Origin of the sequence: Microbulbifer agarilyticus S89, assembly GCF_000220505.1 — a bacterium.
GTDB lineage: Bacteria > Pseudomonadota > Gammaproteobacteria > Pseudomonadales > Cellvibrionaceae > Microbulbifer > Microbulbifer agarilyticus_B.
In genome coordinates this window covers 51,563-72,674 of the sequence record NZ_AFPJ01000012.1, presented here as the reverse complement: position 1 = coordinate 72,674, position 21,112 = coordinate 51,563, and the positions used below count along the sequence as shown (strand labels likewise).

Annotated in this window: 21 protein-coding genes; 7 read left to right on the top strand and 14 right to left on the bottom strand. The window is 57.8% G+C overall.

Going from position 1 to position 21,112, the window contains the following annotated elements; translation table 11 throughout:
• The first annotated feature begins 10 nt into the window (after nt 1–10).
• Nucleotides 11–235: a DUF2909 domain-containing protein gene (locus AS89_RS0104235; protein ID WP_010131124.1), complete on the top strand. Its 225-nt coding sequence runs from the start codon at nt 11–13 to the stop codon at nt 233–235.
• A 47-nt stretch (nt 236–282) separates the two neighbouring features.
• Here AS89_RS0104235 and AS89_RS0104230 read toward each other — a convergent pair whose 3' ends face one another.
• From AS89_RS0104230 to coxB, 4 genes are read right to left on the bottom strand one after another with little or no spacing between them, the layout of a single operon-like run.
• Nucleotides 283–1,173: a cytochrome c oxidase subunit 3 gene (locus AS89_RS0104230; protein WP_010131123.1), complete on the bottom strand. Its 891-nt coding sequence runs from the start codon at nt 1,171–1,173 to the stop codon at nt 283–285.
• 6 nt (nt 1,174–1,179) lie between these two features.
• A complete protein-coding gene (locus AS89_RS16865; RefSeq protein WP_010131122.1) occupies nt 1,180–1,752 on the bottom strand; it encodes a cytochrome c oxidase assembly protein in 573 nt (190 codons plus the stop codon).
• 24 nt (nt 1,753–1,776) lie between these two features.
• Entirely contained in the window at nt 1,777–3,327 is a 1,551-nt protein-coding gene (gene ctaD, locus AS89_RS0104220; protein WP_010131120.1) for a cytochrome c oxidase subunit I, read from the bottom strand.
• A gap of 24 nt (nt 3,328–3,351) precedes the next feature.
• Nucleotides 3,352–4,512: a cytochrome c oxidase subunit II gene (coxB, locus tag AS89_RS0104215; RefSeq protein ID WP_081475666.1), complete on the bottom strand. Its 1,161-nt coding sequence runs from the start codon at nt 4,510–4,512 to the stop codon at nt 3,352–3,354.
• Between the two features lie 501 nt (nt 4,513–5,013).
• On the opposite strand from coxB, the gene AS89_RS0104210 reads away from it, so the two are divergent.
• Nucleotides 5,014–6,288 carry an MATE family efflux transporter gene (locus AS89_RS0104210; RefSeq protein ID WP_010131118.1) on the top strand — a complete coding sequence of 425 codons (1,275 nt, stop codon included), beginning with the start codon at nt 5,014–5,016 and terminating at the stop codon, nt 6,286–6,288.
• A gap of 154 nt (nt 6,289–6,442) precedes the next feature.
• The gene (locus tag AS89_RS16860; RefSeq protein ID WP_010131117.1) at nt 6,443–7,102 is read left to right on the top strand and encodes a hypothetical protein; all 660 of its coding nucleotides are present in this window, start codon (nt 6,443–6,445) and stop codon (nt 7,100–7,102) included.
• A gap of 109 nt (nt 7,103–7,211) precedes the next feature.
• On the opposite strand, the gene AS89_RS0104200 is transcribed toward AS89_RS16860, so the two are convergent.
• The 3 genes from AS89_RS0104200 to AS89_RS0104190 are packed head-to-tail and all read right to left on the bottom strand — an operon-like array spanning nt 7,212 to nt 10,369.
• Nucleotides 7,212–8,018 carry a hypothetical protein gene (locus AS89_RS0104200; RefSeq protein ID WP_010131116.1) on the bottom strand — a complete coding sequence of 269 codons (807 nt, stop codon included), beginning with the start codon at nt 8,016–8,018 and terminating at the stop codon, nt 7,212–7,214.
• An 18-nt stretch (nt 8,019–8,036) separates the two neighbouring features.
• On the bottom strand, nt 8,037–8,297 hold the full coding sequence (locus AS89_RS0104195; RefSeq protein ID WP_010131115.1) for a YheV family putative zinc ribbon protein: 261 nt from the start codon (nt 8,295–8,297) through the stop codon (nt 8,037–8,039).
• Nucleotides 8,298–8,320: 23 nt separating this feature from the next.
• A complete protein-coding gene (locus AS89_RS0104190) occupies nt 8,321–10,369 on the bottom strand; it encodes a M3 family metallopeptidase (RefSeq protein WP_010131114.1) in 2,049 nt (682 codons plus the stop codon).
• A 102-nt stretch (nt 10,370–10,471) separates the two neighbouring features.
• Here AS89_RS0104190 and AS89_RS0104185 point away from each other — a divergent pair, with 102 nt between their 5' ends.
• Nucleotides 10,472–11,041: a gamma carbonic anhydrase family protein gene (locus AS89_RS0104185; RefSeq protein WP_010131113.1), complete on the top strand. Its 570-nt coding sequence runs from the start codon at nt 10,472–10,474 to the stop codon at nt 11,039–11,041.
• A 30-nt stretch (nt 11,042–11,071) separates the two neighbouring features.
• Nucleotides 11,072–11,920: a helix-turn-helix transcriptional regulator gene (locus tag AS89_RS16855; RefSeq protein ID WP_010131112.1), complete on the top strand. Its 849-nt coding sequence runs from the start codon at nt 11,072–11,074 to the stop codon at nt 11,918–11,920.
• 78 nt (nt 11,921–11,998) lie between these two features.
• Here the strand turns inward: AS89_RS16855 and AS89_RS0104175 are convergent, their stop codons facing one another.
• Together AS89_RS0104175 and AS89_RS16850 are read right to left on the bottom strand one after the other, a co-directional pair.
• Nucleotides 11,999–13,426: an aldehyde dehydrogenase family protein gene (locus AS89_RS0104175; protein ID WP_010131111.1), complete on the bottom strand. Its 1,428-nt coding sequence runs from the start codon at nt 13,424–13,426 to the stop codon at nt 11,999–12,001.
• A gap of 152 nt (nt 13,427–13,578) precedes the next feature.
• Nucleotides 13,579–14,541 (bottom strand): LysR substrate-binding domain-containing protein, encoded by a 963-nt coding sequence (locus AS89_RS16850; RefSeq protein WP_010131110.1) that lies wholly within the window; start codon nt 14,539–14,541, stop codon nt 13,579–13,581.
• Nucleotides 14,542–14,702: 161 nt separating this feature from the next.
• Between AS89_RS16850 and AS89_RS0104165 the strand changes: the two genes are divergently transcribed.
• Both AS89_RS0104165 and AS89_RS0104160 read left to right on the top strand, forming a co-directional pair.
• Nucleotides 14,703–15,950: a Zn-dependent hydrolase gene (locus AS89_RS0104165; protein ID WP_010131109.1), complete on the top strand. Its 1,248-nt coding sequence runs from the start codon at nt 14,703–14,705 to the stop codon at nt 15,948–15,950.
• Between the two features lie 192 nt (nt 15,951–16,142).
• Nucleotides 16,143–17,054 carry a dimethylarginine dimethylaminohydrolase family protein gene (locus AS89_RS0104160; RefSeq protein ID WP_010131107.1) on the top strand — a complete coding sequence of 304 codons (912 nt, stop codon included), beginning with the start codon at nt 16,143–16,145 and terminating at the stop codon, nt 17,052–17,054.
• Between the two features lie 87 nt (nt 17,055–17,141).
• Here the strand turns inward: AS89_RS0104160 and AS89_RS0104155 are convergent, their stop codons facing one another.
• The 5 genes from AS89_RS0104155 to aroE all read right to left on the bottom strand — a co-directional run bounded on the left by AS89_RS0104155 (nt 17,142) and on the right by aroE (nt 21,046).
• Nucleotides 17,142–17,531 (bottom strand): c-type cytochrome, encoded by a 390-nt coding sequence (locus AS89_RS0104155; RefSeq protein WP_010131106.1) that lies wholly within the window; start codon nt 17,529–17,531, stop codon nt 17,142–17,144.
• A 34-nt stretch (nt 17,532–17,565) separates the two neighbouring features.
• Nucleotides 17,566–17,967: a hypothetical protein gene (locus tag AS89_RS0104150; RefSeq protein WP_033229933.1), complete on the bottom strand. Its 402-nt coding sequence runs from the start codon at nt 17,965–17,967 to the stop codon at nt 17,566–17,568.
• A 170-nt stretch (nt 17,968–18,137) separates the two neighbouring features.
• Nucleotides 18,138–19,274, bottom strand: coding sequence for a 5-(carboxyamino)imidazole ribonucleotide synthase (locus AS89_RS0104145; RefSeq protein WP_010131104.1), 1,137 nt, complete (start codon nt 19,272–19,274; stop codon nt 18,138–18,140).
• Nucleotides 19,275–19,361: 87 nt separating this feature from the next.
• Nucleotides 19,362–19,853: a 5-(carboxyamino)imidazole ribonucleotide mutase gene (gene purE / locus AS89_RS0104140; RefSeq protein ID WP_010131103.1), complete on the bottom strand. Its 492-nt coding sequence runs from the start codon at nt 19,851–19,853 to the stop codon at nt 19,362–19,364.
• Between the two features lie 344 nt (nt 19,854–20,197).
• Nucleotides 20,198–21,046, bottom strand: a complete 849-nt coding sequence (gene aroE / locus AS89_RS0104135; protein ID WP_010131102.1) for a shikimate dehydrogenase — start codon at nt 21,044–21,046, stop codon at nt 20,198–20,200.
• Between the last annotated feature and the right edge of the window lie 66 nt (nt 21,047–21,112).

Here is a 21,112-nt window from a genome sequence, read left to right as displayed (position 1 = left end):
GGCGTTTGTTATGTGGCTTAAAGCAATAATTGTGTTGTTGTTTCTCGCGGTACTGGCCAGCCTGACCAGTGCACTCTTTTTTCTGCTGCGCGACATGGGCGCGCCGGAATCAAAACGAACCCTTTACGCGCTGGGCATTCGCATCTCGCTCGCTGCCCTGTTGCTGGCAGCAATCTGGTACGGCTTTGATAGTGGAATCCTGTCCAACACCGCACCCTGGGCAAATAAATACTGATTCAGTGAGGGAGTGGGTAGTACACGCTACCCACTCCTGATTTTTCGTTAGGCGCCCAGCACGTAAACGAAGATAAACAGACCGACCCACACCACATCCACGAAGTGCCAGTACCAAGTGGCCGCTTCAAAGCCAAAGTGATCGTCCGGCTTGAAGTGATTCGCGATTACCGAGCGCAATAGCATAATCAGCAACATAATGGTGCCGAGCGTTACATGCGCACCGTGGAAACCGGTCAGCATAAAGAAGGTGGTGCCGTAGATGCCAGATTCCAGGGTCAGGCCCAGGTGCTGGTAGGCTTCCAGGTATTCCTCGATTTGGAAAAACAGGAAGGCCCCGCCGAGCGCCACGGTAGCAGTCAGCCAGCCGTTAAAGCCCTTGCGATTACCCTTTTTCAGGTACACATGGGCAATGTGCACGGTGACGCTGGAAGCGAGCAGCAGCACGGTATTGATTAATGGCAGGTGCCAAGGATCGATGATGCCCTTGGGGCCGACCACTTTCGCCGCATCACCACTTACGGCCTGTTCCGGGGTTACCATCAGCGGCCAGGTATTCTGAAAACCTTCCCACAGCATGTTCGAGGAACCGCGGTCCCCTTCGCCGCCAAGCCACGGCAGGGTAAAGGTGCGAATGTAATACAGCGCACCAAAGAAAGCGGCAAAGAACATGACCTCGGAAAAAATAAACCAGCCCATACCCCACACGTACGAGCGCTTGAGCTGATCGCTATTGAGCCCCTGCATATTTTCTTTAATTACCGCGGCAAACCAGAACCACAATACGGTGGCCATCGCGAGGCTGCCGGCAAAGAAAATATAGGAGCTGCCGCCGTTAATCCATGTGGCGGCGCCGAATGCCATCAGGAAGATGCCGATGGTGGCAAAGATTGGCAGCCGGGACTGCTCGGGCACATAGTAGCTGCTTTCAGTGGCCATAGTTTTTTATCCCTCTCGCTCGGAGTCGGTATTTTTGTTGTTCGCTTGTTTGGCAAATCTTTCCGTGACATCAAACAGCGTGTAGGAAAGCGTAATGGTGTTCACCCCGGCGGGCAGATCTGGGTCGACGATAAAGCGCAGTCCCAATTCCGCAGTTTCGCCAGCGGCAAGTGATTGCTGGTTGAAGCAGAAGCACTCGGTCTTGTGAAAATAGTTGGCGGCCTTGAACGGCACCAGACTGGGAATGGCCTGGCCGATCATTTCGCGGTCGGTGGGATTGCGTGCGTGAAACACGGTATCTACCGCCTCACCCGGATGCACGCGAATTTCCACCATGCCCGGTTTAAATTCCCATGGCATATTTTCATTGTTGCTCGCCACAAACTGAACTTTGACCGTGCGCCCTGTATCGACCGCAGCCGGCACCGCTTCGTAGCGACCACCGGTTTTGCCATTCAGACCGGTTATTTCACAGAAGGCGTCGTAGAGAGGGGGCATGATGAACAACGCAAAGCCGAGCATGCCGACCGCCAGTGTCGTTAACTTGGCTGTGGTTTTTGCATTTGCGCTCAGTGCCATGATGCCAGCCCTCTCAATACCGGATTAACGTACGACCGGTGGCGTGCTGAAAGTGTGGTACGGCGCCGGCGACGGCACGCTCCACTCCAGCCCTTCCGGGTTTTCCCAAACTTCATCGGTCGCCTTCTTGCCACCGCGTACGGTGCGGATCACGTTGAACAGGAACAAGATCTGCGCGGCACCAAACAGGAAGGCGCCCACGCTGGCAATCTGGTTAAAGTCCGCAAACTGCAGTGCGTAGTCGGGAATTCGGCGCGGCATGCCGGCCAGGCCAACAAAGTGCATCGGGAAGAAGGTGACATTCAGGCCGACAAAGGCGAGCCAGAAATGCACTTTACCCATGGACTCGTTGTACATGTTGCCGGTCCACTTCGGCAGCCAGTAGTAAACGCCCGCGGTGATCGAGAAGATGGCACCGGGCACCAGCACGTAGTGGAAGTGCGCCACAACGAAGTAGGTATCGTGGTACTGGAAGTCCGCCGGTGCGATGGCCAGCATCAGGCCGGAGAAGCCGCCAATGGTAAACAGAATCACGAAGGCAATGGAGAACAACATTGGGGTCTCGAAGGTCATCGAGCCCCGGAACATGGTCGTCACCCAGTTGAACACCTTCACGCCGGTGGGTACCGCGATCAGCATAGTGGCGTACATAAAGAACAGCTCACCGGCGATGGGCATGCCCACGGTAAACATGTGGTGCGCCCACACGATAAAGCTGAGGAACGCGATACTTGCGGTGGCGTACACCATGGAGCTGTATCCGAACAGCGGCTTGCGCGCAAAAGTGGGAATAATCGCCGACACAATGCCGAATGCCGGCAGGATCATGATGTACACCTCGGGGTGGCCGAAGAACCAGAACACATGCTGGAACAGTACCGGGTCACCACCACCAGCGGCGCTGAAGAAGCTGGTACCGAAGTGGATATCCATCAACATCATGGTGACCACACCGGCCAGTACCGGCATTACCGCGATCAGCAGGTAAGCGGTAATCAACCAGGTCCACACGAACAGCGGCATCTTCATCAGGGTCATGCCCGGTGCGCGCATATTCAGAATCGTGGCCACGATATTGATCGCGCCCATGATGGATGAGGCACCCATGATGTGCACGGCAAAGATAAAGAAGGTCACGCTGGGCGGCGCGTACTCGGTGGAGAGCGGTGCGTAGAAGGTCCAGCCGAAATCGGGCGCGCCCCCTTCCATAAACAGCGTGGATACCAGCATTGCGAACGCGAACGGCAGAATCCAGAAGCTCCAGTTATTCATCCGCGGCAGGGCCATATCCGGTGCGCCGATCATCATCGGCACCATCCAGTTGGCAAGCCCCACAAAGGCGGGCATCACTGCACCGAACACCATGATTAGGCCATGCATGGTGGTCATCTGGTTAAAGAAACCGGGCTGCACAATCTGCAGTCCGGGCTGGAACAATTCGGCGCGGATTACCAGCGCCATACAACCGCCTAGCAGGAACATCGCAAAACTGAACCACAGGTACATCGAACCGATGTCTTTGTGGTTCGTGGTGTAGAGCCAGCGGGTAAAACCGGGTTTCGGACCGTGTGCCATAACTAAACTCCTCTCGGCTCTTACTTACTTATTCTTGAAATTGAGAACGTCAATGGGCTGCACGGTGTCGCCCATATTGTTGCCGAAGGCACTGCGCTGATAGGTGATGACCGCGGCCAGATCCACTTCACTCAGCTGTGCGCCAAACGCCTGCATCGCGGGATTGCTCGGGGAGCCATCCACAACCATGCTCATATGGGCGTCCATCGGACCGGTGGCAATCTTGGAACCGGCGATGGCTGGGAAGGTACCGGGGATACCCTCACCCTTGGCCTGGTGACAGGCGACACACGCACTTTTGTAGATCTCCTCGCCACGGGCGTAGAGCTCGTCAAACGTGAAGGTTTTATTGGTGAGTTCTTTGATGCGCGCAGCGGCGGCAGCGCGGTCGTTCAACCAGGAATGGTATTCATCTTCCGGCACCGCCTTGACCACAATGGGCATAAATCCGTGGTCCTTACCGCACAGCTCCGCACACTGGCCGCGGTAAATGCCGGGCTCTTCAATGCGCGTCCAGGATTCGTTCACAAATCCGGGAATCGCATCTTTCTTCACTGCCAGGTCGGGCACCCACCACGCGTGGATTACGTCATTTGCCGTAATCAGGAAGCGGATTTTTTTATTAATCGGCACCACCAGCGGCTCATCTACCTCGAGGAGGTAATTGGCTGCTTTCGGCTGCTGATTGTTGATTTGCGACTGCGGGGTGGAGAGGTTGGAGAAGAAGGAAACATCGGAACCCATGTAGTCGTATTTCCACTTCCACTGGTAGCCGGTGATCATGATGTCCAGATCGGCTTCCTTGGTGTCGTAGATATCGTACAGGGTTTTGGTGGCGGGTATCGCCATGCCGATCAGGATCAGGGTGGGGACGATTGTCCAGGCCAGCTCCACCAATGTGCTCTCGTGAAACTGTGCAGCCTGGTATCCCTTGCTCTTGCGGTGACGCCACATACTGTAAAACATCACGCCGAATACCACGACGCCGATCGCCACGCAGATCCAGAAGATCAGCATGTGCAAATCGTAAGTGGTACGGGAAACTTCGGTTACCCCTTGGGTCATATTGACCCCCCAGCGTGCTACCTCCTCTTCCGCATCTTGCGCTGTTTGCTGCGCAAAAATGCCGGGAGCAATGGTCGCTAGGGTCAGGAAGGCGAACAGCCGTTTTATGCCCATCAACATCGCCTGCAGATCTCCATGTTTGTTATTCTCGCGGATCACTCACGGGGCTGCCCGGCAGCGACCCTGACGCACGGGAAAATACCCGAGCGCGATCGCGGCGCGAAAAGCCACATATAAGCGAAACCGTAAACAGCGGCTGGCTGTTCGGAAGACTGGAGTCTGCCCCGACCACGAGATCGGGAACACATCCACACATTAAGCATGTGGACACGCTGTAGTAAACCAAGACTACATACACTGTTCGCACACCGGGCGATGACCTCGACTGCGCGATACTGCCGTCAGTGCAACTTGTTATTTTTACTTCAGATGTCGTCGCCCGGAAGGTACAACCAACAACCTGTGTCTTTTTGTCGCATCTAGCGTGTTCAACAGAAACACATCGCCAGAACAAAGTCAATTAAAACGCCAACTTACATGAAAAATTCATCGGCGCAGACCAGCGTCTCGAGGCGCCGTCATTTAGCCCCATATCTGCGCGTCTGGCACCTGGCCTGGCCCATGATTCTGAGCAACATTACGGTGCCTTTGCTGGGTGCAGTGGACACGGCCGTGCTCGGTCACCTGCCCAGCCCGGAATACCTTTCCGGAGTCGCCATCGGTGCCAGTGTGATTTCCATGCTGCTGTGGGCATTCGGCTTTTTGCGCATGGGTACCACCAGTTTGGTGGCCCGCTCCAGCGACAGCGGTGCAGTCTGGCTTCTGCGCGCGCTCGGCCTGGCCTTTTTACTCGGCACCCTGCTGTTGCTACTGGCCTCGCCACTACTGCCGTTTGTTACCCAGTGGATGAACGCCAGTGTCGACGCGACCCCGCATGCGCGGGACTACCTGCAAATCCGTTTGCTCAGTGCGCCCATTGCCCTCGCCAATTTCGCACTGCTGGGGTTTTTTATTGGCCGCCAGGATAGTCGCGCACCGCTGGCGATCCTGGTGACCGCCAACTTACTGAATATTGTGCTGGACCTGGTGTTGATTCTCGGCCTAGGCATGGGCGCCCGCGGCGCGGCCTGGGCATCGGTGTGCGCAGACCTGTGCAGCTTCGGCATGGGATGGTGGCTGCTGCGCCTGCGCCATGGTGATGCGCCGCAGGAAATGGCCGTAGTTTTACGCAATACGGCCTTCTGGCCATGGCAAAACATTGCCCCGTGGCTCGAACTGTTGCGTATCAACAGTGACCTGTTCATCCGCACCTGCCTGCTGCTGTTTACCCTCACCTTTTTCACCGCGCAGGGCGCGGCGCAGGGAGATACTGTGCTCGCGGCAAATGCGATCCTGCTCCAGCTGCTGATGATGACATCCTATGCGCTGGACGGATTTGCCCACGCAACCGAGTCATTGGTGGGCCAGTCTGTCGCGAGACAATCGATGGCCCAGTTCCGCCGTACCAATCGCGCCGCAGGTACCCTGGCGCTGGCTACTGCCATCGGGATCACCGCGATACTGGTTTCCGGACGGTATTGGATCCTGCCGCTGTTTACCGACATCCCCGCGGTATTGTCGGCGGCAACCGCGTACTACCCCTGGCTATGTGCACTGCCCATGGTCGCTGTGTGGAGCTATCAACTGGACGGGGTTTTCATCGGTGCAGGCAAGAGCCGACAGATGCGTGACACCATGTTCATCGCCACTGTGATGGTGTTCTTGCCATGCTGGTGGCTAACGCGCCACCTGGACAACACTGGCATCTGGTTCAGCTTATTTTTGTGGTTTATCGCACGCTCGATCGGATTATTGGTCTACTTTTACCACTACACTAAAAAGAATTATTGGCTGTAATTGGAGCTACGAAACGGGATCCTCATCCTTCGTTAGGCAGTCTTGCACACATATTTTGTTTGCTCTGTTTGTGGAGCAGTCCAGGCCTTGCGGTCCGGGAGAAATAAGTGGGCAATGAGACGGGGAAGCGGTTTCGCCGTTTTCGTTTCGACGTATGTCTGACCACTATGAACTGATCCAGCAGTGCATTGAGCGAGCTGTAGCCGCCGAGCAGGCCCGCAGTCGCTTCCGCCATTCACTGCATAAAGCCCTGCCCAACCTGCATCGCAGCATCCACCTGCCCGCGCGGGATGCGCCGCTGCATCTCACCTGCTTCGTGATTCGCTATATCCAGGTTATTCCAGTTTGGCTGCAGCGCCTGCAGGCGCTGTGCGACGCCGGCGGTATGGATTTTCATCCGGTGCAGGAGCTGATCACACACAGCTTTAGCGAAATCCCCGAACGCCAGCCGGAACAGCATGGGCTTGGATCGATTCTCGACGAAGCCTATCTCGCACATCGCATCATGGAAGAGATCAATGATGTGTTGCAGCCGGTATGCGGTACCCCGCTATTGCCCATGGATCCGATGGTAGCCAACCTGGTGGTGCGGGAATTGCTGGGAGAGAGCCTGGCATGTCAGCTTGACGGGCTAGCCGATATTTTACTGCAGCGCTTCGAGCCCGCGGAACTGGACCCAGAACACCTGATATCGATGATTTTGTATAAACAGCGCTTCGACGATGTGCCCGGCCAGTGGCCAGATTTTGCCAAGCACATGCAAATTGAATTACGCGGCCCATCAATCGATCGCCCAGTGGACTTATCCCACTAACTATCCGCACCCGCGCATTGGCCCGCTATCGCTTTCGCGGGCACTTTATCGATGGGCAACATGCTCTCGCAGCGATAAGTTAAGATACTGCCCACCGTTATCGCTCCCGTCACTGCGTTACGATTTGCCGCCAGCTGGCAAAAAAATCGACCTCACCATGCATCAAGGAGCGATTCAGGTCGTCCACCTTGCGATGCAACGTTTTATTGTAAAAAAACAGACTGCCACCGCGCAGGCTAAAGCCTTTGGCGTTCTCGGTGAGTAGTTGATAGAAGGCTTCCTGGCGCTCCAGATACTGTAAAACACGGCGCTTGCTAAAACGTCCTTTGCGATACTTCTGGAAAATAAACTCTTGTAACTGCTGGTCGGCAAGCGCGCGCGCCTCGGGTGATATACGACTGACGTCGAGCCAGTGCTTTACGTCCACCTCCAGTTCCTGCATGTACTGGTCTGCCGCCTGGGCGGCGGTTTTACTGCGATAAATGGCTTTTTTACGCCGCTCTTGGAAGGGTTCACTCTTGGCGGTACTGAGCGCCCAGATATCTTTCTTCGCCATATCCGCAAGTGGACGGAAAATCGTTTTATGCTGTCGATTGCTGTTTTCCGTCAGGCGATCACATACGTTAAGCGCAGCTTGCCAGTCGGCGAAGGGTTTACCAACCAGGATGGCATCGGGCAGGGCGCGAGTCTGTTGTTTTAACCGGCGGGTCTCGACATCCAGCAGCTTGGGCTGCTGCGCCCAGTCATTATTTTGCAGTACAAACAGCGACAACAGCCCCTGATTCACACAACGGGTAATCAGGTGCGCAGTCATTTCCTGCTGCTGTTCGCGCACTTGGCGCTGATGGTCGAGCCAGTAAAGGCCAGCGATAACGAGACCGATCGCTACGACGGCCAGGAAGAGGAGCTTTTTCAAGTGGAAATCGTTTTTTGGTTATTTTTTTTCAGACGGCGGCAACAAAATCTTCACCGTCGTTTCTTCCACTTCCCTGTCTTCGGTTTGATTGACCCGGGTGTCCAATTCCCGAACCGAGGCTTGCAGTCGAATTTCATCTTTGAAACCGCAGGCCACACATTCACGATAATTCTTTTCGCCCAATTTGTAATTGACGATCTTGTCCATTTCACTACAGCGCGGACAAACTGCGCCGGCAATAAACCGGCGTTTGGTGGGCTTGTTGGTTTCGTCGCTCACGGGATACCTCTATCTATAGTGGGCTATTCTATACCCGAGTGACGCAATAGTGCGTCTATTTTCGGTGCTCGGCCACGAAACGCCACAAAAATCTCCTGCGCATCGCGACTGCCTCCCTGCTCCAGCACCGTGGTCAGAAATTTTTCGCCGGTCTGTGGATCAAAAATGCCGTTTTCTTCAAACAGCGAGAAGGCATCGGCACTGAGCACTTCCGCCCACTTGTAACTGTAATAACCCGCCGCATAGCCTCCGGCAAAGATATGGCTGAAGCTGTTCTGGAAGCGGTTTTCCGGAGAAACCGGTACTACCGATACCTGCGCACGCACCTCATTGATCAAACGTTGGATCTCCTCCGCATTGGCACCCTCCGGACGTGAATGCAGCAGAAAATCGAACAGCGCAAATTCCAGCTGGCGCACGGTAAACATCGCCGACTGGAAGTTCTTCGCCGCCAGCATCTTATCCAGTAACACCTGCGGCAGCGGCTCACCGGTGTCGTAGTGACCGGAAATCATCGCCAGTGCCTGCGGTTCCCAGCACCAGTTTTCAAGAAACTGGCTGGGCAACTCCACCGCATCCCAGGCCACACCGTTGATCCCGGAAACCGCGGCCACATCAACCCGCGTCAACATATGGTGCAAGCCGTGGCCGAACTCATGGAACAGGGTGGTGACTTCGTAGTGCGTCAGCAGCGCGGGGGCATCCTGCGACGGCGAGGAAAAGTTGCAGACCAGATAGGCCACCGGCAACTGCAGGCCGGCCATGGTCTGGCGGCGCACGCGGGCGTCGTCCATCCAGGCCCCACCGCGTTTTTTCTCACGCGCATAGGGATCCAGATAAAACCCGGCGATGGGTTCATCACCGCGCTTTAACCAATAGAAATGGACGTCGGGATGATAGGTGGGAATGGTGTCATCGCGTTGCGCGACCACACCAAAGAGTTTTTCCACCACCGCAAACATACCAGCGAGTACTTTTGGGTAGGGGAAATAAGGGCGCAACTCTTCCTGACTGACGGCGTAGCGGGATTGCTTGAGTTTCTCCGCGGCCCAGGCCACATCCCAGGGGTGCAGCGTATCAAGTCCCAGTTCGCCAGTTGCAAACGTCTGCAGCTCGGCAAATTCTTTCACCGCCGCCGGCTTGGCACGCTTGGCCAGGTCGCGCAGGAAGGCTTCCACCTCTGCGGTGGAGCCGGCCATCTTACTGGCCAGGGAGCGTTCTGCGTAATTTTGCATGCCCAGCAGATGCGCCTGTTCGGCGCGCAACGCGAGAATTTCTGCCATTACATTTGCGTTGTCAAATTCACCCGCATTGGGACCGACATCGGACGCTCGCGTGATAAACGCGAAGTGCACGCGATGGCGCAGATCGCGATTTTCCGCGTGGGTCATCACCGCCAGGAAACAGGGGCCGTCCAGGGTGAGCAACCAGCCCGACAGGTTCTTCGCCTCCGCCAACGTCCTGGCCTGGGCCAGCGCAGAATCCGGGATACCCGCCAGTTCGGATTCATCGGTGATATTCAGCGTCCACGCATTGGTGGCGTCCAGTACGTTGTTGGCGAAGGTGCTTTTCAGTTCCGCGAGGCGCTTGCTGATCGCGGCGTAGCGCGTGCGCTTTTCACCCTCGAGACTCACCCCGCCCAGATGCATATCGCGCAAACCGTGGCGCACTGCCTGCTGCCGGGCCTGCGGCCAGCTGGCAAAGTCTTCCGCTTTGGCCAGGGCGCGGTAGGCGGCATACAGTTCCGGGTTCTGTCCCAGTTCGGTCCAGTACTCGGTCACCTTGGCCAGGCACTCTTCGTAAGGCTGGCGCCAGTCGCCACTCAACACACTGTTCAGGTGCGATACCGGCGAAAAGGCCTTGCTCAAGTGGTCCTGAGCCTCCTCCAACGGCGCCATGGTGTCGTCCCAGGTGGGGCTATCTCCGGCACTTTTCAGGCAGGATCGCAGCTGTTCGCGACAGTTGACGATCAGCGTGCTGACGGCAGGCTCCGCATGCAAGGGTTTCACCGTGTCGAACGGCGGCAGTACCGGTGCACCCAGCAACGGGTTGTCGAGGGAAGAATCTGGCATCGGAATTCCTTGTCGATGGGCGGCCATCACAGGGGCGATGAACGCGGGGACGGGTTAACATATGCCCCCTATTCTAGTGGATTGCCCAAGCGGAGGTCAGCCTTGCCCAAGCCGGATTTACCCCATACTTCTAAACCAGAACACCTGCGCGAACACCGCGGCCATACGCCAAATCTTGGCGAGCGCGTATTTATCGACCCGCAGAGCTGTGTGATTGGTGACGTGGAGCTGGGCAACGACAGTTCCGTATGGCCCATGGCAGTGGTGCGCGGCGACATGCACCGCGTGCGCATAGGCGCCCGCACCAGTGTGCAGGACGGCTCTGTGCTGCACATCACCCACGCCAGTGACTTCAACGAGGGCGGTTGGCCACTGACCATTGGTGACGATGTCACCATCGGCCACAAGGCGTGCCTGCATGGCTGCACCGTCGGTAGCCGCGTGTTGATTGGCATTGGTGCCATCGTTCTCGATGGCGCGGTGATTGAAGACGAAGTGGTACTGGCGGCCGGTGCGCTGGTGCCGCCGGGAAAACGCCTGGAAAGTGGTTACCTGTATGTAGGCTCCCCGGCCAGGCAGGCACGTCCGCTGTCTGACAAGGAAAAAAGCTTCTTTGCCTACACTGCGGGCAACTACGTGAAGTTGAAAGATGAATACCTGGGCAAAGACTAAGCCGACACTGCGATCCGGCAGGTATTCGGCATGAGCGTCGCGCCGAATTTATTCCACTGGCACCAGTGCGTCAGCACTCTGCTGGATTGCGACTCGGATTCACAGCGGGTGTATGCATTGCTGCGCGGTGTCGAACAGCTGGTGCATGGCAACAGCAGCATGGCAATTTTGTACCACTCGGGCAACGCACCAGAAATTGTCCACCACCGCTTGCTGGCCAATGAACAGCCCAGCACTCAGGTCGACCGGTACATTGAAGGCGCCTACCTGTTCGACCCGTTTTACCGCGCGGTGATGGACGATGAGAAACAGGGGTTGTTCTTCCTGCGCGAGGTCGCGCCCGATGCCTTCTCGCACACAGAATATTTTCGTAAGTACTACCGCGAGGCTAACTTGGGCGATGAGGCCTGTTATTTAGTACTGGGCCGTAACGGCAGGATCGCCAGCCTGTCGATTGGCCGCGCGCGCGATCTGGGCAGCGGGCGCTTCAATGATCAGGAAACGGCAGTATTGCACTCGTTAACGCCGGTGGTGGAAAACATACTCAGGAAGTGGATGGCCAGCTATGAGACTGCCGAATCAGGTCAGGAAAGTTTCGGCAAGCGTTTGGATAGCGCACTGGAAAATTTCGGCAGTTCGCGCCTGACCAATCGCGAATGCGAAGTGCTGCACCTGACCATGCGCGGGCATTCCATCAAGTCGATGGCGGAAAGACTGGATGCCAGCGTCGATACGGTAAAAACTCACCGCAAAAACATCTATGCCAAGCTCGATGTCACCTCGCAGTCAGAGCTGTTTTATCTTTTTATCAGCGCGTTGCGCCAGCATAGCAGTGGCGAGCCAGACCCATTGCTCAGCCTGGAAAGGCAACTCGCCTAAATCACAATGGCCTGCCGTCGCGTGCGCGTTATTGCGCTGAATTTTTTCCGGCTTTTGTGCCGGCTGCACGTGCAAAACTCAGTTCACAGGCGCTCCCAGTTGTGCGGATTTGATTTCGGTAAACTCTTCCACGCCATGGTGGGAAAACTCGCGGCCGTTACCGCTTTGTTTGAAGCCACCAAACGGCGCCTGGTAATTGAACTCACCGCCATTAACAAAGCACAACCCGGCGCGGATGCGTCGCGCAATGGTCAGCGCAGTGGTGTTGTCTTTCGCGAATACGCCGGAAGACAAGCCGTAGGGTGTATCGTTGGCGATCGTCAACGCCTGCTCCAGGTTGTCGTAGGCAATAACGCACAGCACCGGGCCGAAGATTTCTTCGCGCGCGATGCGCATGTCATTGGTGACATCGGCAAACACGGTTGGCCGTGCAAAATAGCCTTGCTCCAACCCTTGCGGTTTGCCGAGGCCACCGCACACCAGTGTTGCACCCTCGTCCATACCAATCTGGATATAGTCCTGAACCTGCTGCCACTGACGCTGGGAAGAAACCGGGCCCATAAACGCAGACTCACCCATGCCCACTTCGATCTCGGCGACGCGCGTGCGCACAATGTCCAGCGCCTCGTCGATACGACTCCGCGGCACCAGCATGCGCGTAAGTGCGGTGCAGGTCTGACCGCTGTTGATCATCACGTCGTCGACGCCGTAACGCACCGCCGCGGTTAGTTCACAATCCTCGGTAATGATGTACGGGGATTTGCCACCCAACTCCTGGGTGACACGCTTGACCGTCGGTGCACAGGCCTTGGCGATCTCGATACCGGCGCGGGTGGAGCCGGTAAACGACATCATGTCCACCAGCGGGTGCTCACATAGCGCGCGGCCTACTTCAGTGCCGTGTCCCGGCACCAGGTTGAATACGCCCGCCGGCAGGCCAGCTTCGTGGAAAATTTCCGCCATCAGGTAATCCTGTAGCGGTGTCTGTTCGGAGGGTTTGACCACCATGGTGCAGCCAGCGGCGAGCGCTGCGCCCACCTTGCCAACAAACTGGTGCAAAGGGTAATTCCACGGATTGATAAACCCGCACACGCCAACGGCTTCACGCCATATCAGCGAGTGGCCAAGCTCTTCGGTCTCTTCGGTAATTCCGGCCTGATCGGCGAACAGGCGCATGGCCTCGATGGGCCCCTCCACCTGCAACCAGCCGGCAATATGCTGGGGGCAGCCCATGCTGTCGGATACCGCTGCAATCAACTCCTGCTGCCGCGCGTGCATCAGGTCGGCCGCACGCAGCAACAGTGCGCGGCGCTCCGTGGCCGGGGTATTGGCCCAGGCATCAAATGCTCGGGACGCGGCCTGCACCGCGCGATCCACGTCGTCGGCACTGCCGGCGGGCACACGGGTAATAACAGATTCGGTTGCGGGATTGATCACTTCCAGCCAGGTGTCGGAAGTGGATTCCACCCAGTTGCCATCGATGTAGAGCTTGTTGTGGTATTGCATCGTGCTTGGTGTTGTTTGAAGGTTTATTCAGTATGCGCCACGGGCAAGTTGGCCTGTATCACCTGAACAGGTGATACAAAACAGGTGATACAAGGCTTGGTGGGCGACGTGCAGTCACACGGGAAAAAAGCGGGACGCAGGCAACACAGCAATCAGCGATCGGCGTCTTTTGCAGTAGACGTCAGGGACTGCTGCAATGTGAGCACCGGGGTTGCCAGTACCGCACCGCGGGTCTCCAGCCACTGGAACACGCTAGCGAGTACCAGCCGCGCCCGGTCATGCATGGCAGCGTGGTGGTCACTCACCAGATACAGAAACTGGCCGATCGTATACGGGCGCTCGATCACCGTCGCCAGACGCCCGCTGGTGAGGTCTTCGCTCACTTCCAATCGATCCGCCAGCGCCACACCCATACCAAGGCGCGCCGCTTCAATCGCCTGATAGGCATAATCCACCGTCACACCCTGGATCGCAGGTGCATACTCCACACCCTGCGCAGTGAACCAGCCGCGCCACTGCTGCTGACGATCGTGCAGCAGCGGCAGCGTCAACAGATCTGCCGGCCGCACCGCGCGGCGATGTGCCTGCAGCAATTGGGGACTCGCCACCGGCAAATAGTGCTCCTGATACAGCGGGGTAACCTGGCGTCCCGGCGCGTCCGGCTCACCGAGACAGATGGCTATATCCACCTCCTCATCAAGCCTTGCCGCACGCGGCTCAATGGTCGTCAGGCGCAAACGGATCTCCGGGTAGCGCTGCTGCACCTCGGCGAGAATCCGCAGCAGCCAGCGCGAGGCCATGGTGGCGGTGGCCGCGACCACCACCTCACCGGCAAGATTGTCCGGGTCCAGTGTCAGCAGGCCCTGCTCGAGACGCCCGAACGCATCGGAGACCGAGCGGTGCAGGCGCTTGCCTGCCGCGGTCAGTGACAGGCGGTTGCCGCTGCGCAGAAACAGCGCGGTGCCCAGCCTCTCCTCCAGCTCGCGAATCTGCCGACTGAGCGCCGGGTGCGACACATGCAACTCCTCCGCCGCGCGCCGCAAGTGACAGTGGCGGCCCACCGCATAGAAGCTGCGCAATGATGTGAGGGACAGGTTTCGCAGCTCTGCTGCCATGGTTTACCTCGGAAACACCCCGCCTGCGGGGTTTGCTTGTGCTTGGTGCCAAAAAGATACCAAAGTGGCAATTAATAGTTAATTGTGTTCACAAAAACAAACCATAGACTTGTGCTAAACCCTATTCATCCTCCAACACAATAAAAGTGCGGATCGACTCCATGACTGATACCAGCCAAGTGCGCATCAACGGCCAGCGCCTGTGGGACTCCCTGATGGAGATGGCGCAAATCGGCGCCACCGACAAAGGCGGCTGTAACCGCCAGGCCCTTACCGACCTCGACAAACAGGGTCGCGATCTCTTCGTGAAATGGTGTGAAGACGCCGGCTGCTCCGTCTCCGTAGACGAAATGGGCAACATCTTCGCGCGCCGCCCGGGCAACAACCCGGAACTACCTGCGGTGCTCACCGGCTCCCACCTGGATACACAGCCCACCGGGGGCAAATTCGACGGCGTCTATGGCGTGCTCTCAGGCCTGGAAGTGGTGCGCGCGCTCAACGACGCCGGTATCGAAACGGAAGCACCACTGGAAGTCGCCGTGTGGACCAATGAAGAAGGCGCTCGCTTCTCCCCCGCCATGATCGGTTCCGGCGTGTGGGCCGGCGAGTTCGACCTCGACTACGCCTACGCCCGCGCCGACAAGGAAGGCAAATCCTTTGGCGACGAACTCGCGCGCATCGGCTACAAGGGCGAAGCCTCTGCCAAGCCACGCCCACTGGCCGCCGCCTTTGAAGTGCATATCGAGCAGGGCCCAATTCTGGAAGCCGAACAAAAACAGATCGGCGTACTGAGCGGTGTGCAGGGCATGAACTGGTACGACCTCACCCTGATTGGCCAGCCCTGCCACGCGGGACCCAGCCCCATGGAAATCCGCCGCGACCCGTTTATGGGCCTGCACAAGATCCTCGACCAGCTGTACCAACTCGCCGCCGAACACGGCCCCTGGGCCCGTGCCACCTTCGGTGATATCCGCGTCGAGCCGGGCAGCCGCAACACCGTGCCGGAGAAACTCGTGCTCGCCGTCGACCTGCGCCACCCGGACCAGCAAGTGCTCGATTCCATGGACCAGCGCTTCCGCGAAATCACCGCTACCGTCGCCGAGGAAACCGGACTGGAACACGACATCCGCGACGAATGGCGCTCCCCCGCCGTGGCCTTCGACAAGAACTGTGTCGAAGCCGTGCGCGCATCCGTCGCCGACCTCGGCTACAGCAACAAGGAGATGGTTTCCGGTGCCGGTCACGACTCCGTGTACATCTCCCGTGTCGCGCCCACCAGCATGATCTTTGTGCCCTGCGAAAAAGGCTTGAGCCACAACGAAGCGGAAAATGCGGAGCCGAAGGATCTGGAAGCCGGTGCGAATGTACTGCTGCACGCGATGCTAAAGATGGCCAACAACGCCAAGTAACGAACGTACTTACGAAGTAAAAAATTTAATGCGAAGCCGCTGTTGCCGGTGGCTATTCGCGAGACCTTCTAAAACAGGGATGTTTTAGAAGAGCCCCCAGGGATGGGTGCACGGCGTGTCTCGCGAATAGCCGCCGGCGGCAGGGGCGCCACGGAGCCAAAACAGAGCTCCGCAAAATTCGGGAAACCAACAATGACTGAATTCACCTACAAACACCGCAAAGACAACGGCAACACCGAGGCCCTCAAACGCTGGGGTATCGACTCCGAATACGGCGTGCTGACCGACCTGCTGGTAGGCCCCATCGACCACTACACCTGGCAGATGGGCAACGCCGCCTCGCGCCGGTCCGTGCGCCTCGGCCGAGAATTCGATGCCGCCGTCGCCAAACGCCAGCACCAGGAAATGCTCGACGCCTACAAACAGGCCGGTGTTAACACCCACCTGCTGCCCGCAGACGGCAACCTCCCCTACCAGCTGTACGCCCGCGACAGCAGCGTCATGACCCCATGGGGGCCGATCGTTACCCAAATGTATTCCCCGTGGCGCCGCGGCGAATGGGTCGACGTCGTGAAGACCTACCAGAAACTCGACATCCCCATTTACGACATAATCACCGCCGGCAGCCTTGAGGGCGGCGATTTTATGGTGCTGGAGCCGGGTGTCATCCTGTGTGGCTACAGCGGCGAGCGCACCTCACCCCAGGGCTTCAACCAGATGAAGAGCTGGATCGAAAAAGAAGGCTGGGAAGTAAAAGGCTACCAGTTCGACCCCTACTTCCTACACCTGGATGTACTGGTAGCCGCACTCGCGGAAAAACTGGTCGCGGTATGTGTGGACGCGGTGGAGCCCGAACTGGTGCAGTGGTTCAAAGACCGCAACTTTGAAATTATCGACATCTCCTACCCGCAGGTAATGGAGCTTGGGGTCAACGTGGTAGCGCTCGGTAACGACCGTGTAATGCTGCCCGCCGACAATACCGAACTGAAAGAAAAATGCCGTGCCCACGGCCTACAGGTAATCGACCCGGACATTTCCATGATCACCGCCGGCGGCGGTGGCGTGCACTGCATGTGCCAGCCACTGGCGAGAAAGCCCGCCTAAGCAGGCTTGCACAAAAAAGGTCGGCCATAGGCCGACCTTTTTTATTGCAGGAAAATTTCTCGTTCCGTACTAAGGGTCGCAGCCGATTCAGCGCGCCGCCTTAACTTCCTCTTCACTCACCACCATTACCTCATCGCCCCAGGTATTGGTGATAAACGCGATGATCGCCGAGATCTCGCGGTCCGTCAGAAATTCCAGTGGCGGCATCAAATCCTCTTCGCCGCCATTACGACGCGGTGCCGAACGCCCGTGTAATACGGTATCGATCAACAGCGGTTTATTTGCCAGCAACGCAGGATTGCGCAGAGATGGGTACAACGCCTCCTCGCCATAGCCGTCAATCTTATGGCACTTCTTGCAGTTATCGGCAAAGGTAAGTGCACCCAGTCCAATCAGGTCCCGGGTCTCCTGCTCTGAAGCAATGGCGCCGACGGAAAAGGTTGCGAACAGTATGCCGATGGATAGTGTGCGTTTCATACGATCTGCCCTATTGCCAGTCAATTGTGTGAGGTTATTTTCCCTGCGCGCGCAGCCATCCCGAGCCGGCGATGCCGCCCGCGGCACAGGCCAGGATGATCACCAGCGGCGTCAGTGTACCCAATGCCAGCGCACCCACACCCAGCCCGCGCATGGGCAACAGTACCAGCAGCAAAATGCCCGCAGGTATCAGGGATAGCAGAAATCCACGGGTAATCCAGCTTTTGCGCCACGGCAGCATAAAAATTAAGCCGCAAATACCGCCCCAGACAACGCGCTGGTAAAGGTAGGCATTGGACAGGTGCGGCGCAATATCCACGGACAGCGCTCGAGTAATCCCGTAATGCCCCAGTGCCCACAAGCCCAGCGCATAGCACAGGCCCGCAACACCGCCGGCAGCAAAACAGATGGATAGGTTTTTGATAAATTCTCGCACGAACAGATCCCCCAACTTCTTGTTATCCCCGCCTGCAAATTGCGCGGGTGAATAGAAGGAGTATGCCAGAACTCAGGGAAAAGAATCGAAACCGGTTGGAAGTTTGAGGGGCCAGTAGGCTACATCAGTAGAAGTGAGGGTGGCGGTAGACTACCGCCACCGGGGGTAATTTACGCCGGGCGTTTGCTCGGTCCGTACAGCTCTTCCAGCATGCTGTCGATACGCGCAGCCAGCGCATCCTGGGTATCATCCAGCAAAATCACGTGACCCATCTTGCGGCCCGGGCGCAGTTCCTTGCCGTAAGACCAGACACCTTCGTTCTGCAACGCCGGCTTCTTATCCACACCCAACATGTTGATCATGACTGCCACGCGGTCGCAGCCGGTCTCGCCCAATGGCATGCCGAGAATTGCGCGCACATGGTTGGCGAACTGGCTGGTTTTAGCGCCCGCCAGGGTCCAGTGGCCGCTGTTGTGGACACGCGGTGCCAGCTCGTTGATCAGCAGGCCGTCGTCACTGACGAAACACTCCATCGCCAGTACACCCACATAGTCCCAGGCGTTCAACAGCGTGGACAGGTATTCTTCAGCGGTGGTTTGCAGCTTTTCATCCACATGCGGCGCCGGCGCGGTGGATACCAGCAGGGTGCCGTTGTAGTGATCGTTCTCGGCCAGCGGATAGGTAACCACTTTGCCATCGGCGGTACGCGCACCGATCAGGGAAACCTCGCGGGAAAAGTTGATGCCCTTTTCTACCACGTATTCCTGCGCCGGCACCTGGTCGGCAATCGCAGCGAGGTCATCGTCGCTGTTTACACGCCACTGGTTTTTACCGTCGTAACCGTGCTCACAGCTTTTGATAAAGGAGGGGTAACCCAGTTCTTTGACCGCCGCACAGATTTCAGCGTAATTGTTGGCCGGGCGGAAAGGCGCCACCGGCAGGCCGGCATCGTTGATCGCGGTTTTTTCGCGCACGCGGTGCTGGGTCTTTTCAAAGGCATCCGGACGCGGGTACACCGGGCAGAATTTTTCCAGCGCGCGCAGCAGGCCAACATCGACACTTTCGCGCTCGGCGGTAATCACCTCGGGGCTGCCCATCGCCTTGTACAGTTCTTCGATGTCAGTGCCTTCGCTGGCGTGCACGATGGTGCCGAGACCTTCCACACAGGTGGTGCTTTCACCACCTTCGGCAAGGAAACTGAACTCGATCCCCAGCGGGCGGGCTTCCTGGGCCATCATCTGCGCCAATTGGCCGCAGCCGACAATACCGACACGGCGCTGTGCAGATTGCTCTTGGCTGGATGTCATTTCCGCGATACCTCGTAAACCTTCCGTGCTTGTCGCACTATTCAAAAATCTAGCTGGTCAGTAACTCGAATTAATCAGCAAACCGGCTTATTCAACTTCAAACGGCACACCGGCGCTCTGCTTTTCACGCCAGGCGATCAGGCGCTGCTGCAATTCCGGATCGGTCAGCGACAACATCTGCGCCGCCATCAGGCCAGCGTTGAAGGCACCGGATGCGCCCACCGCCTGGGTAGCCACGGCCACACCCTTGGGCATCTGCACGATAGACAGCAGGCTATCCATGCCGGTCATAAACTTGCTCGCCACCGGCACGCCGATTACCGGCAGCGGGGTCATGGCCGCAATCATTCCCGGCAGGTGCGCAGAGCCGCCGGCACCAGCGATGATCACCTGGGTACCGCGCTCGTGCGCGGTGGAGGCGAACTCCACCATACGCTGCGGCGTGCGGTGCGCAGAAACGACGGCCGTGGCAAAGGGCACACCCAGCTCGGTGAGCGGCTTGGTAGCCATTTCCATGGTCGGCCAGTCGGACTGCGAACCCATCACAATGGTGACTTTTTCAAACGGCAGCTGATTCACGGGGATAACTCCAGTGTTCGCGGGCACCACAGCGCTGTTGTTCACTGGCGGCACCGGGGAAAAACAGGGTCTTACTGGTCACGCTTTCGAGAGTGCGCCCACCCGACCCGAAAATTTTAGGGGCGAGAGGATAGCAAAAATTGGCCGTAAAAGTACGCTATACGGCGTTTTCCCACGGGTTTCATCGCAGTATCGGCGCTATCTGGCCGCAAAAGATGGCTTTTTGGGCTCCCCTGGTCGCACTTGCACCGCCGGAACCCCAAAAGATAGTGTGGCGCGGCGGTCACAACACCTATAAGTGGCCACCGGGATGAAATGATAGTTGGCTATGGAAACGCCTCGCCTCAGCCCGTTTCTCCCGCCTCGGCATTGCGTTTGTTATGCAGGGCTTCACGCAACATCGCCTGCACCGGTGCCTCGGATGGGCGCACACCCCGCCACAGGTGAAATGCCTCGGCCGCCTGGCCCACCAGCATACCCAGGCCATCCGCGGTACGGGCGCCCAGCGGTGCCGCCCAGCGCATAAACGGCGTCGGCTCTGCACCGTAGACCATGTCGTAGACGCAGCAGTCCGGGCCCACTACCGACGCGTCAATATGCGGGCGCTCGCCGCTCAGCCCGGCCGCACTGGCATTGATGATCAGATCGAAACCCGCGGGAATATCTTCCAGGCCGCCGGCAGTCACGCTGCCGAAACGCTGGAAATCTTCCGCCAACTGATGCGCCTTGGCTGCGGTGCGATTGGCAATGTGCAGCCGTGCGGGCTGCTCGTTCAGCAGAGGCAACAGGGTGCCGCGGGTAGCGCCACCGGCACCCAGCACCAGTAGTTTTTTGCCGCGAATCTGCCAGCCGAGGTTGTCACGAATATCTGCCACCAGTCCGGGGCCATCGGTATTGTCGCCCAGCAAACGGCCATCTTCCTGCAGTGCCAGGGTATTTACCGCACCCGCACTGCGCGCGCGTTCGGTGAGTGTATCGGCGTACTGAAATGCATCCAGCTTGAACGGGGCGGTGACGTTCAACCCTCGCGCGCCGGTGGCAAAAAATTTGTCCACCACCGGTTTGAACCCATCGACTTCGGCGAACAGTTTGCCGTACTCGAGATCCTGATGGGTTTCCCTGGCAAAGGCGCGGTGGATCACCGGCGACATGGACTGCTCGATGGGATTACCGATGACCGCATATTTATCCATAAGTAACCTGAATCTCATTTGTTATGTTGCGCAGCGCCTGCTGGTTAACAGCGCAATTAATTGCTA